The organism is Sulfurihydrogenibium sp., assembly GCF_027448985.1.
GTDB lineage: Bacteria > Aquificota > Aquificia > Aquificales > Hydrogenothermaceae > Sulfurihydrogenibium.
On record NZ_DAIDMN010000043.1, the window covers coordinates 1 to 12,450 of the forward strand.

The following is a 12,450-nucleotide window of genomic DNA, read 5'->3' on the forward strand; positions in this document are numbered from 1 at the left end:
AAAAGTGATTTGAAACTTTTAGAAAAGACCGGATTTCAACATTTTTAACTTTACTTGTGTTATAATTTCTTAAACAATATTATTAAAAAGGAAATGCAAATGGATTACCACATTAAAGACATCAACCTTGCGGAAAAAGGGCTTCTTAGGATTCAATGGGCAGAAAAAGATATGCCTGTTTTAAGGCAAATTAGAGAGAGATTTAAAAAAGAAAAACCCTTACAAGGTTTAACCATAGCTGCATGTCTCCATGTTACAACAGAAACAGCAAACCTTATGATAACACTAAAAGAAGGTGGAGCAAACGTTTATCTAACAGCGTCAAATCCTTTGTCAACTCAAGATGATGTTGCTGCTGCGTTGGTAAAGTATTTTGAAATCCGGTCTTTTCTAAAAGTTTCAAATCACTTTTTTCTTTTAAATAAACACCGTTTCCTTCTTCTACATAACCTACTTTTATCAGACCAAGTTCTTTGGCTGATGTTAAAGCAAGCTGATACTCTTCTCCACTGTAAAGTATGTAATCGTAAAGGTTTTTATTGTACTTTTTACAGTAAAGTTCTAAATCCGGATGAATTGGTAATTTTTCTTTTTCTATAACTATTTTCACATTACTTTTTTCTACTATATGCCAAAGGTCGGCAACAAGACCGTCACTTATATCTATACAACTGTTTGCCTGTTTTACAGTTTCTACAAGGTCTACTCTTGCAATAGGTCTATAATGTTTATTTATGAGTCTTTTTTCAAAATCCTCATACTCTTTTTTATCCATTAAAATAAGCTCTAATCCGGATTTTGACAGTCCTAAGTAAGATGATATGTAAAGATAATCACCGGGTTTTGCCCCAAACCTACCTACAAATCTATCTGTTTGTCCTACCATAGCCATATCTATCATAACCTGATTACAAGCCGATACATTCCCACCTATAGTAAAAAATCCATAATAATCTTGGGCTTCTCTTATTCCTTGATAAACTCCTTCTATAAAGCCATACTCTAAATCCTTAGGTAGTCCTAAGGAGAGTAATGCCCATCTTGGATTTCCACCACATGATACAATATCACTAACGTTTGAAGTTGAAAGTTTCCAACCTAAATCTTTTGGATTAATTTTTTCTTTTAAAAAGTGAGAACCTTCAACCTGAATATCAATCGTAAAAAGCAGTAAAGTATCATCTACCTTCACACATGCACAGTCATCTCCGTATCCAACGATAACATCTTTGTCATCAATAGGTAGTATCCGGTTTAACCTATCAATAAGCCTAAATTCACCAAGTTGATTAATATTCATAGAAAAAATCTTTAACCCCTTTTTTTATTAAAAAATATTTCAGTTTTTTATCTCCAGTTAGAATATAAATTTCAAAGCCTTTGTTTCGTAAACTATCTATAATCTCAATAATTTTAATATCTGTAAAACTGTAATCCGGTTTTTCAATCAAAAATTCAATACTGTTTAACAAATCTTCATCATCTAAATTTTTTTCATTTACAACTTCAACAATATTTTTATTAATTTTGAAAAATTTTTTAATATATGTAGCTCTCTTTTTTAGTAACTTTTTATCTGATTTCAAAAATTCACATAAAGTGTAGATAGGAACAAAAAGAACAAATCTATCGGCATTTATTTTATCAATGGGATTAAAATCCTTGTCGTAATATTCTTCAAAAAACCAGGTATCTAAGATTATAACTTTTTTCATGCCTAATCTTCATCAAAATTTGCAACTTCTAAAGCGTATCCTTTCCATGGAGGGCTTGTCTTTCTGGAACCTATTAAAAATTTTCCTTTAGTTTTATTTGTTTTATCTTCTTTAAAAATTACATAAATTCTGTCTTTACCTTCTCTAAATTTTACACTTTCCCTTAAAGATTTATGTAAATACTCTAAAAACTCATCTTCATACTCAAAATCTTTAATCACTGCAACACAATCTCCACATTCTAAAGCATTGTGAGAATCAAGCCATCTGTATAGTCCTTCATAATCTCCATTTAAACCTAAATCAAAAGATATCCAAAATGTCTTTTTTTTCATAAAAAATCCTCCAAATTTGTTTTTAAAACATTAATCCCATGGCTTCTTTTACTTCTTTCATAGTTTTTTTTGCTACTTCTCTTGCTTTTTCGTTTCCTTGAATGATAATTTTGTCTAAATATTCTTTATCTTTTTCTAACTCTCTCCTTTTTTCTCTTATAGGTGTTAGAAATCTGTTTAGGTTTTCTGCTAATATTTTTTTACACTCTATACATCCTATTTGTGCTGTTGTACATTTTTGATAAATTTCTTCTACTGTGTTTTTGTCGGTAAAGTAAGTATGGTACGTGTAAACATTACAAACTTCCGGTCTTCCTGGAATTGATTTTTTTATTCTCTGGGTATCTGTTTTCATTGATAAAACCTTTTTATTTACCTCTTCCTCACTATCACTCAAAGCAATTGTATTTCCATACGATTTAGACATTTTTCTTCCATCTGTTCCAAGAAGTTTTGGAGATTCTGTTAGTAAGGCTTTTGGCTCAATAAACACTGGTTTGTATAGATGGTTGAATCTCCTTCCTATCTCTCTTGTTATCTCTATATGTGGAAGTTGGTCTTCTCCTACCGGAACAGCTTGAGCTTTGTATATAAGTATATCCGCTGCCATCAAAACCGGATAACCAAAAAATCCAAAAGTGTCAATATCTTTCCCTATATCCCCTTCTTTTAGGTTAAAAACTATCTCTTTGGAGATGTTGTCTGAAGCGGAAAAATCCATCAAACTTTTTTCAAGATATTCAAAATCAATATCTTTTTTGTGATAAAAAGTATCGTAAACTATCTGTCTTAGTTTATCTTCATCAACTTTTATATTTTTCCCAAGTAAAAAATCTCTTACATACTGGAAAAAAAGATTAAATTTCAAATCTTTGTAAGATGGATTAAGCTCAAGCCAACTTTTCGGAGTAATCATACCAAGTAAAAGTGTAAGTTCTGCATGTTCCTTTACTGCCGATTGGACAAATATGGTACTTTTTGACGGGTCTATCCCGGACGAAATCCAATCTATAACAAGGTCGTATATATTATCTTTTAAATCTTTCGTGTCTTTATATTTGTTTGTAAGAGCATGCCAATCTGCAACAAAGAAAAAACACTCATCTGTATTTTGCAAATTTAGCCAATTTTTTATAACTCCAAAGTAGTGTCCAAGGTGTAGTTTGCCTGTTGGACGCATTCCACTAACTATGACCATAAAAGACCTCCAAATTTTTGTTATAATAATTTTACGATAAATTAGGAGGTTTTAAAATTGATTAGAGGAAGAGTTTGGAAATTTAAAGATGACGTAGATACAGACCAAATAATACCTGCAAGGTACCTTGTAACAACAGACCCAAAAGAACTTGCAAAACACGTTATGGAGGATGCAGACCCTACATTCCCTTCAAAAGTCAAAGAAGGAGATATACTTGTCGCAGGCAAAAACTTTGGTTGTGGTTCTTCAAGAGAACATGCACCTTTGGCTATAAAAGGAGCCGGAATATCTGCTGTTGTAGCTGAATCTTTTGCAAGGATTTTCTTCAGAAACGCTATTAACCTTGGGCTTTTGATAATAGAATCTCCTGAAGCAGCAAAAGAAGCAGAGGAAGGCGATGAACTTGAAATAGATATAAACCAAGGTATCATCAGAAACATCACAAAAGGCAAAGAGTACAAAATAAAACCTCTTCCGGAAAATTTACAAGCAATATTAAAAGCCGGTGGACTTATGGAGTATGCAAAAGAAAGGATAAAAAATGCTTCGTAAAATCCTTCTACCTGTAGACTTAACAGAAGTTGGTAAAAAAGCCGTTGAAACAACCGGATTGTTGGCAAAACCTTTTGGTTCCAAAGTTTGGCTGATAACGGTTGTAGAGAACCCTAAAATCCCTTTTATAGAAGAATTTCCTGAAGAAGAAAAAAAGGCTATACTATCTTTACACGACAAACTTAAAGAAAAAGCCAACCAACTGTTAAGTCAATACACAGAACAACTTAAAAGTGAAGGGTTAGACGTTCAATACGAAGTTTTAGAAGGTGATACGGTAGAAAACATCTTAGATTTTTCAGAAAGGATTAATCCGGATTTAATAATAATTCCTTCCCATAAAAAGTCTGATGTGGAGTTAAAAGCTGTTGGTAGTGTATCTTTGAGAATTTCGTCAAAATCAAAATATCCGGTTTTGGTTATAAAAGGAAAAGGATTTGATAAAAAAGGATTTGATAAAATAGATAAAATAGTTGTATCTTACGATTTTCTTCCATCATCTCAAAAAGCGTTGGAATTTGCACTATCCATAGCAAAAACTTTCAACAGTAAGATTATAGTGGTTCACGCAGATAACGACCATGGTTATACCCATATAAAGTCAATTGTAGAGAAAGTTAGAAAACATAAAGCTGAGAAACTCCAGCATCTAAAAAACCTTTACACAAATTTAGAAGTTCACATGAAAGAAGGAAATCCAGCAAGTGTAATTGTTAACATAGCTACAAAAGAAAATGCAGACTTAATAGTCGTTGGAAAAAGACAGCTACCAGATGAGAAAAGAGTTTTCATAGGTTCAACATCTTACCAAATACTAAAAGAATCACCAGTATCAGTCCTGATATATAGAGGAAATCATGAATAAAATTTTAAAAACAGCAATCTCTTTAACGATTTTTGCAACCGTATCACAGGCAACCCCCATAAAGATAACATCCGGAGAAAACCCACTCTTTTACTACGGCGTATGTAAAATAGCAAAAGATAACAACGATGTAAAAACAGCCTACGAATTTTGTAAAAAAGCTTTAAACCTTATGCCAGATACACCTACAGTTTACAGAGAGACGATATTTTTAGCTTACTCTCTTGGAAAGAAAGATGAAGCTTACGAAATTCTTAAAAAGTATAATGAAAAATTTAAAAACGACCCAGATACATACCTTTTTACAGCATTTTTCTATTCAGTGATAAAACAGCCGGACAAAGCTTTATCAACGTTAGAAGAAGCTTACAAAAAGTTTCCAAACAATGAAAAAATCGTATCCCACTTGGTGGATTACTACATAGAAAACAAACAACTTGACAAAGCAAGACAACTTTTAGAAAAGTTATCAACGATAAAAAAAGATGACCCTTCCGTTTACTTTAAAATTGCAAGGATTTACTTACTTGAAAACAACCTTGATAAAGCACAAGAATACTTAAAAAAAGTTTTACAATTAAACAAAGATTACAAACCGGCATGGCAGATTTTAGGAGAAATATACAAACAACAAAAAAAGTACGATGATGCTATAAAACTTTATCAATCAGTTCTAAAAGATAATCCCCAAGACTTAGATGCATTAAACAGACTTTTCCAAGTTTACGTAGATAAAGACGATTTTGAAAACGCAGCCAAAACCATCGATAAAATCATCACCTTAAATCCCAAAGATAACGATGCATTACTAAAAAAATTTCTTCTGTACATAAAATATGGAAAATCTCAGGAAGTACTTCAAGACCTTAAAAAATCCGTTGAAGAAAATCCTTCAAACCCATTTTTAAAGTTTATGTTAGGAATGGCTTACGAATCTGTAAATGATTACCAAAACGCAAAAAAGATTTACGAAGAACTGTACCAGCAACAGCCGGATAACGAAGAGTTGATAGACAGGTTGGTTCAAGTTTATGTAAATCTCAAAGAGTATGACAAAGCTTTAGATGTATACAACAAGTTGTATATTCAAGATACGAACAACTACCGTATCCTACTTTCTATGGCAGATATAGAAGATAAAAAAGGTAATACAAAAAGAGCCTTAGAGTTAGTTCAAGAAGCGGAGAAAATAAAGCCAGATGATGCCACAATACACTTTTTAAAAGCAATTTACTTAGACAAACTAAAAAATTGGGCAGAAGCTGAAAAATCCCTGCTTAAAGCTTTAGAACTGCGTCCTAACTTTCCAGATGCCCTTAACTACCTTGGATACACCTATATAGATAGAGATATAAACGCAGACAAAGGAATAGAATTGGTTCAAAAAGCTTTACAGTTATCTCCAAACAATCCGGCTTACTTAGACAGCCTTGCATGGGGATATTACAAAAAAGGAGATTACAAAAAAGCAAAAGATATACTGGAAAAAGTTCTTAAAGATGTTTCCGATGACCCAGTTATAAACGAACATTATGCAGATGTTTTGGTAAAACTTGGACAAAAAGAAGAAGCTTTAAAATACTACAAAAAAGCTTTAAAACTTATTGAAGAAAAAGGGGAAGGAGAGCCGGGACAAAAAGAGAGAATACTAAAAAAATTAAAGTAGGTGAAATCTATGAAAAAGGCAGGAATACTATTTATAATCACATTCATATCTTTAATGTACTCATGTTCTCCTACCACATTTCAACCTTTATACTGTGAAAATAAGTTCAGAGAGATAAAACAAAAAGATAACACTATAGGTGATAAATTTAGTTTTTCAGCAGCAGCAATGGTATCCGGAATGCCAGTTTTGATAAAAGGAGAGTTTAAAGATTATGAAAAGATAGTATTATCATCACCTTTTGGTAAATCTCTCTTAAACGTAGAAAGAGAAAACGGAACTTTATGTGTAAAAGCAGCAGGTTTTAAATCCTGTGATAGCAATGAAATACTGTCTTTGGTTTCAATGTATATGCCACAGGTAACTCCCTTAACAGATCTAAATTTAATAAAAAGTCTCATCTCTAAAAAATTCAACCTTCAAAACAACGAAAAAATTGAATGTGATTCAAATCAACTTAAAGTTATAAGACCAGATTACACTCTTGTTTACGAAGAAAACAATCTGAGGAAGATAATATACAAAGATTACACGGTAGAATACGGATTAAACAATGAGATAAACATCATAAACGGTGGAAAAGTTTTGGTTAAGATAAATCTATCAAACTTAAATTTTGAGAAAAATTAGGAGGTTAGAAGTTTTGAGAGATATCCAGCAACTCAAAGAAATAGCCAGACAGTTAAGAGTAGATATTATAACTATGGTTTACAATGCCCAATCTGGACATCCGGGAGGCTCCTTATCAGCGATTGATATATTGACTGTTTTATACTTTGGAGGATTTTTAAGATACGACCCACAAAATCCTTGGTGGGAAGATAGAGACAGATTTATCCTTTCAAAAGGTCATGCTTCACCGGCTTTGTACTCCGTTTTAGCAAAAGCCGGATACATACCCCATGAAGAATTAAACACATACAGAAAAACGAAAGGATACGCACCAGATGGATACAGTAGATTACAAGGTCATCCAGCATGGCAAGGAAACAAACATGGTGTGCCCGGAGCGGAAGCATCAACAGGTTCCTTAGGTCAAGGTCTGTCCGTAGCAATAGGTCAAGCGTTATCCGGAAAGTTGGCGAAAAAAGATTACAGAGTGTACGTGATGCTTGGAGATGGAGAGATACAAGAAGGTATGACATGGGAAGCTACGATGTTTGCCGGCCATCACAAATTGGACAATCTCTGTGCAATAGTAGATAACAACAACCTACAGATAGATGGTGATGTAAGACAGATTGTTAACATACATCCTTTGGTAGATAAGTACAAAGCATACGGTTGGCATACAGTAGAAATAGATGGACACAACTACGAACAAATCATAAATGCCTTTGAAGAAGCCCAAAATACAAAAGGAAAACCAACCGTTATAGTAGCTCACACAATAAAAGGTAAAGGTGTATCCTTTATGGAAAACAACTTTAAATGGCACGGTGTTGCCCCTAACAAACAACAGTACGAAGAAGCTATATTAGAACTTACATCCGGAGGTGTTTAATTTGATGGTTATAGATATCAACTCCTTACCTAAAAAAGCATTAAGAGATACATACGGAGAAGTTTTAGTAGAACTTGGAAAATTAGACCCGGAAATGGTCGTATTGGATGCAGATTTATCAGAATCTACAAGAACCCATAAATTTCACGAAGCTTATCCAGATAGATTTTTTAATGTAGGAATAGCGGAGCAAAATCTAATAGGAATAGCAGCCGGATTGGCATACACAGGAAGAACTGTTTATGCATCTTCATTTGCAATATTTTTAGCAGGAAGACCTTGGGAAATAATAAGACAACAGATAGCCTACAACAAATTAAATGTAAAGTTGGTTGCATCCCATGGAGGAGTATCGGTAGGACAAGATGGTGCATCCCATCAAATGAATGAAGATATATCCCTTATGAGAAGCCTACCTAATATGAATGTAATAGTCCCTGCAGACAGTGTTGAAATGGAAAAAGTTTTGAAAAAAATACATTGGATAAAGGAACCTTTTTATGTAAGAATGGGAAGAGAAAAGTTTCCGGTAGTGATGCCACAAGATTACGAATTTGAAGTAGGAAAAGGATTTGTATTAAAAGAAGGGAACGATGTTTCTGTAATAGCCTGTGGTGTAATGGTATCCATGGCATTACAAGCAGCTTACGAGCTTGAAAGTGAAGGTATAGATGTAGAAGTTATAAACATGGCTTCCATAAAACCAATAGACAGAGATTTAATAATCCAAACTGCAAAAAAAACCAAAGCGGTTGTTACATCAGAAGAACACTCTATAATAGGTGGTCTTGGTAGTGCGGTTGCGGAAGTTTTAGCAGAAGAACTTCCAACGGTTTTAGTAAGACATGGAGTTGAAGATAGATTTGGAATATCCGGACCAGCTTGGGAAGTAATGGAAGAACTTGGTCTTTCTGTAGAAGGATTAAAACAAAAGATAAAACAAGCATTGTATAAAAAATCAAGATGATAATAAAGATATGTGGAATTACCTTACCACAGCAAGCAGGGGAGATTTGTAGTATCGGTGCCGATTTTATCGGTGCCATATTCTATCCAAAAAGTCCAAGATATGTTAATATTGATACCTTAAAAACCCTAAAAAAATCGTTAAACAAAAACTGTAAATTGGTTGGTGTGGTAGTAAATCCAGAAGAAGATACAGTTTATGAGATATTAAATACCGTTGACTATGTTCAGTTTCATGGAGATGAAGATTACAACTTTATAAAAAAGTTTGATAAAAATAAAGTTATAAAAGTATTTAGAGTAAAACAAGAATCTCAGATAAAAGATATGGAAAAATACATGGAAGATGGTTATCTTATACTGGTTGACACTTATAAAGAAGGTTTATACGGTGGAACAGGAGAAAGTATAAATTTAGAGTTGGTTAAAAAGATTGTTAATCTTTACAGTAAAGTTATCGTATCCGGAGGACTTGGTCCGGACAATATAAAAAAACTCCTTGATTTTGTTAAACCTTACGGTGTAGATGCATCATCAAAACTTGAAATAAAACCCGGATTAAAAGATACAAACAAAGTTAAAGAATTTATAAAAATAGTAAGAAGCTATGAGTCAGATAATTAAAAACATAAAACCTATATGGGAAGAAAAAGCAACACCCATTGTAGACTTTTTATACCGGATTAACGTATCTCCAAACGTTTTGACGATTTTAGGACTTGTTTTTATTATCGTTGGTAGTTTCTTTCTAATCTATGGATACTTATTCACTTCAGGTATTTTTATCCTTGTTGGAAACATATGTGATGCATTGGATGGTTATTTGGCAAGAAAGTACAACCAACAAACAAAATTTGGTGCTTTTTTAGATTCAGTTATAGACAGATACTCTGACATTGTCCCAATGTTTGCTATTTTATACCTTTATAGAGAAGATACTTTTATCTTCTCAATCACTTCTTTGGCAATAATAGGCTCGTTTATGACAAGTTATACAAGAGCAAGAGCAGAAGGACTGAGTGTAGATTGTAAAGTTGGAATAATGGAAAGACCAGAAAGGTCAATAATTCTTATCCTATCGTTACTATCCGGATTTGTGATTTACGGAATTACTTTGATAGCAATCTTTTCAAACATAACCACATTTCAAAGAATACACTACTTTTACAAACAAACGAAAAATGAGTAAAAACATTAGACTATCTGATGAAGAGTTGAACATAATAAAACAGACAGCCCAAGAGATTTTCGGTAAGGACGTAAAAGTTTACCTTTTTGGAAGCAGAGCCAATCCAGATAGGAAAGGTGGAGATATTGACATTTTCATAGAAACGGAAAAAAATGTATCTATAAAAGATGAAATATCATTTCTATCTACGATTGAGATAAAAGGAGTAGAAAGAAAAGTGGATTTAGTTGTAAAAGCTCCTAACAAAAAAGAAAAACCAATCTTCAAAGTTGCAAAAGAAACAGGAGTGTTGATTTGAAAATACTACAAGAGAATTTAGAAACAGCAAAACTACATGGTGTAATTAATAAAGTTGAGAACTACTTAAAGGAGAAGAATGTTATCGTCCATTAACATAAAAAAATTTCTTTATATAAAAGATATAGAGATAGATTTTTCTCCCCATATGAACGTTTTTACCGGAGAAACAGGTGTAGGAAAATCTCTAATCATAGACGCGATAACTTTTGTTTTAGGAGAAAAAGGAAACTATCAAGAAGAAGACTTTGTGGAACTCACCTTTGAAGTGGAAAACCAGTATTCAGAAGACGGTATTTTAACATTAGCAAGACAGATAAAAAATGGAAAAAGTATTTACTACATAAATGGCAGAAAATCCGGAAAATCTCTTTTAGAAGAAATCTCAAAAGACCTAATAGAAATCCATGGACAACATTACAGTCAAAGACTTTTTGACAAAGAATACCACAGAGAAATCTACGATAAATATCTAAAAATAGAGGATAAACTCATAGAATACCAAAAAATTTACAACGAATATCAAAAACTTAAAAAAGAGTATCAAGAGATAATCCAAAAACAATCCGATAGACTTAGAAAGATAGATTTTCTAAACTTTCAGATAAACGAACTGAAAAATGCAAACATAAAAGAAGGAGAAAAACAAAAACTTGAAGAAGAGTACAACTACTACTTAAACATTCAATCAATCAAAGAAAGTATAGAATTTGTAAAATCCTTAATCTCAGAAGATAACTGTGGTATTCTTCAAAATGTATCTTTGGCAGTAAAAAGTTTTTCAAAAATATCAACAATTAACGAAAAACTATCAACTTTATTAGACAGCCTTGAAAATGCGAAAAGTATCATAGAAGAAGTTTACTACTCTTTAGAAGATTTTGAGTTGGACATAGACCAAAACAGATTATCTATGATAGAAGAAAGACTAAACACGATAAATAACTTAGAAAGAAAGTACACGACGGATGAAAAAGGATTGATAAAACTACTAAATCAGATGGAAGAAGAGTTAAATAGTTTATTGCATCTTGAAGATAAAGCTCCCCAGTTGGAAAAACATTTAAAAGATTTAGAAAAGCAGACTATAAAAATGGCAAAAGAGATATCCGATATAAGAAAAAGTAAAACGAAGGAGTTTGAAACGTTAGTAGTAGAGCATCTAAAGGACCTTGCCTTTAAGTCTGCAGATTTTAAAGTTTTGATTGAAGAAAAACAACTTGACAGATACGGTATAGATAAGGTTCAGTTTTTATTTTCAGCAAACAAAGGGTTTGAGCCAAAACCACTTGATGAGATTGCATCAGGAGGAGAGATATCAAGGATTTCCTTGGTTTTAAAGTTGATATCAAAAAAATCTGTTAACACCCTGATTTTTGATGAGATAGATACAGGAATAGGTGGAATGACGGCAGTATCTATGGCAAAAAAGTTAAAACAACTTTCAAAAGACTTTCAAGTGATACTCATAACTCATCTACCACAGATTGCCGTTATCGGTGATAAACATTTTTTCATAGACAAAAAGGAAGAAGATGGAAAAACCGTTGCACTTGTAAAACAGCTAAACTCAGAGGAAAGAGTCAAAGAGATAGCAAGAATGTTAAGTGGTATAGTTAACGAAAAATCCATAAACCTTGCAAAAGAACTTTTAAAACAGGGAGAAGGATGGACAAAATAGTTATTCATGGAGCAAGACAACACAACTTAAAAAATATAGATTTAGAATTACCAAAAAACAAACTAATAGTGATAACAGGACCATCAGGCTCAGGAAAATCATCACTTGCCTTTGACACCATTTACGCAGAAGGACAAAGAAGATACGTAGAAAGTTTATCTGCGTACGCAAGACAGTTCTTAGGTATAATGGAAAAACCGGATGTAGACAGTATAGAAGGACTTTCTCCTGCCATAGCTATAGACCAAAAAACCACTTCAAAAAATCCACGCTCAACAGTTGGAACGATTACAGAGATTTACGACTACTTAAGATTACTGTTTGCAAGGGTAGGAAAAGCTTACTGTCCTGAATGTGGTACAGAAATATCATCTCAGTCTGCCCAAGAGATATCAGAAAACATAATGAAACTTCCTGTTTTCATCTATAAGTAAATTTTCATCTATTTTATGTATAACTCCAAGACCTTTACATACACC

The 12,450-nt window shown here is 32.8% G+C and carries 14 protein-coding genes and 2 pseudogenes; 12 read left to right on the forward strand and 4 right to left on the reverse strand.

Annotated features, from left to right (window positions below; all coding sequences use genetic code 11):
• Positions 1-99 precede the first annotated feature (99 nt).
• A pseudogene (locus tag NE054_RS04860) lies at positions 100-381 on the forward strand (adenosylhomocysteinase); the annotation flags it as partial.
• On the opposite strand, the gene thiL reads toward NE054_RS04860, so the two are convergent.
• From thiL to trpS, 4 genes are read right to left on the reverse strand one after another with little or no spacing between them, the layout of a single operon-like run.
• The gene (gene thiL / locus NE054_RS04865) at positions 275-1,300 is read right to left on the reverse strand and encodes a thiamine-phosphate kinase (protein ID WP_297889260.1); all 1,026 of its coding nucleotides are present in this window, start codon (positions 1,298-1,300) and stop codon (positions 275-277) included. The pseudogene NE054_RS04860 and the gene thiL overlap by 107 nt on opposite strands.
• A complete protein-coding gene (locus tag NE054_RS04870) occupies positions 1,290-1,715 on the reverse strand; it encodes a hypothetical protein (RefSeq protein WP_297889262.1) in 426 nt (141 codons plus the stop codon). The genes thiL and NE054_RS04870 overlap by 11 nt, the downstream gene beginning before the upstream one ends.
• 2 nt (positions 1,716-1,717) lie before the next feature.
• Positions 1,718-2,050 carry a hypothetical protein gene (locus NE054_RS04875; RefSeq protein ID WP_297889264.1) on the reverse strand — a complete coding sequence of 111 codons (333 nt, stop codon included), beginning with the start codon at positions 2,048-2,050 and terminating at the stop codon, positions 1,718-1,720.
• A 22-nt stretch (positions 2,051-2,072) separates the two neighbouring features.
• Positions 2,073-3,248 (reverse strand): tryptophan--tRNA ligase, encoded by a 1,176-nt coding sequence (gene trpS / locus NE054_RS04880; RefSeq protein ID WP_297889267.1) that lies wholly within the window; start codon positions 3,246-3,248, stop codon positions 2,073-2,075.
• 57 nt (positions 3,249-3,305) lie between these two features.
• On the opposite strand from trpS, the gene leuD reads away from it, so the two are divergent.
• The 11 genes and pseudogenes from leuD to NE054_RS04935 form a co-directional block, all read left to right on the forward strand.
• On the forward strand, positions 3,306-3,803 hold the full coding sequence (leuD, locus tag NE054_RS04885; protein ID WP_297889271.1) for a 3-isopropylmalate dehydratase small subunit: 498 nt from the start codon (positions 3,306-3,308) through the stop codon (positions 3,801-3,803).
• Positions 3,793-4,668, forward strand: a complete 876-nt coding sequence (locus NE054_RS04890; RefSeq protein WP_297889274.1) for a universal stress protein — start codon at positions 3,793-3,795, stop codon at positions 4,666-4,668. The genes leuD and NE054_RS04890 overlap by 11 nt, the downstream gene beginning before the upstream one ends.
• Entirely contained in the window at positions 4,661-6,334 is a 1,674-nt protein-coding gene (locus tag NE054_RS04895; RefSeq protein ID WP_297889276.1) for a tetratricopeptide repeat protein, read from the forward strand. The genes NE054_RS04890 and NE054_RS04895 overlap by 8 nt, the downstream gene beginning before the upstream one ends.
• A 9-nt stretch (positions 6,335-6,343) precedes the next feature.
• Positions 6,344-6,964: a hypothetical protein gene (locus NE054_RS04900; RefSeq protein WP_297889278.1), complete on the forward strand. Its 621-nt coding sequence runs from the start codon at positions 6,344-6,346 to the stop codon at positions 6,962-6,964.
• Between the two features lie 13 nt (positions 6,965-6,977).
• Complete coding sequence (locus tag NE054_RS04905) at positions 6,978-7,838, forward strand: transketolase (protein WP_297889280.1); 861 nt, start codon at positions 6,978-6,980, stop codon at positions 7,836-7,838.
• Between the two features lie 4 nt (positions 7,839-7,842).
• On the forward strand, positions 7,843-8,805 hold the full coding sequence (locus tag NE054_RS04910; RefSeq protein ID WP_297889283.1) for a transketolase family protein: 963 nt from the start codon (positions 7,843-7,845) through the stop codon (positions 8,803-8,805).
• Positions 8,802-9,428 (forward strand): phosphoribosylanthranilate isomerase, encoded by a 627-nt coding sequence (locus NE054_RS04915; RefSeq protein ID WP_297889285.1) that lies wholly within the window; start codon positions 8,802-8,804, stop codon positions 9,426-9,428. The genes NE054_RS04910 and NE054_RS04915 overlap by 4 nt, the downstream gene beginning before the upstream one ends.
• On the forward strand, positions 9,412-9,993 hold the full coding sequence (locus tag NE054_RS04920) for a CDP-alcohol phosphatidyltransferase family protein (protein ID WP_297889288.1): 582 nt from the start codon (positions 9,412-9,414) through the stop codon (positions 9,991-9,993). The genes NE054_RS04915 and NE054_RS04920 overlap by 17 nt, the downstream gene beginning before the upstream one ends.
• Positions 9,986-10,291, forward strand: coding sequence for a nucleotidyltransferase domain-containing protein (locus NE054_RS04925; protein WP_297889290.1), 306 nt, complete (start codon positions 9,986-9,988; stop codon positions 10,289-10,291). The genes NE054_RS04920 and NE054_RS04925 overlap by 8 nt, the downstream gene beginning before the upstream one ends.
• A 78-nt stretch (positions 10,292-10,369) precedes the next feature.
• Positions 10,370-11,971, forward strand: a complete 1,602-nt coding sequence (gene recN / locus NE054_RS04930; protein ID WP_297889292.1) for a DNA repair protein RecN — start codon at positions 10,370-10,372, stop codon at positions 11,969-11,971.
• A pseudogene (locus NE054_RS04935) lies at positions 11,959-12,387 on the forward strand (ATP-binding cassette domain-containing protein); the annotation flags it as partial. The gene recN and the pseudogene NE054_RS04935, both read left to right, overlap by 13 nt.
• Positions 12,388-12,450 lie beyond the last annotated feature (63 nt).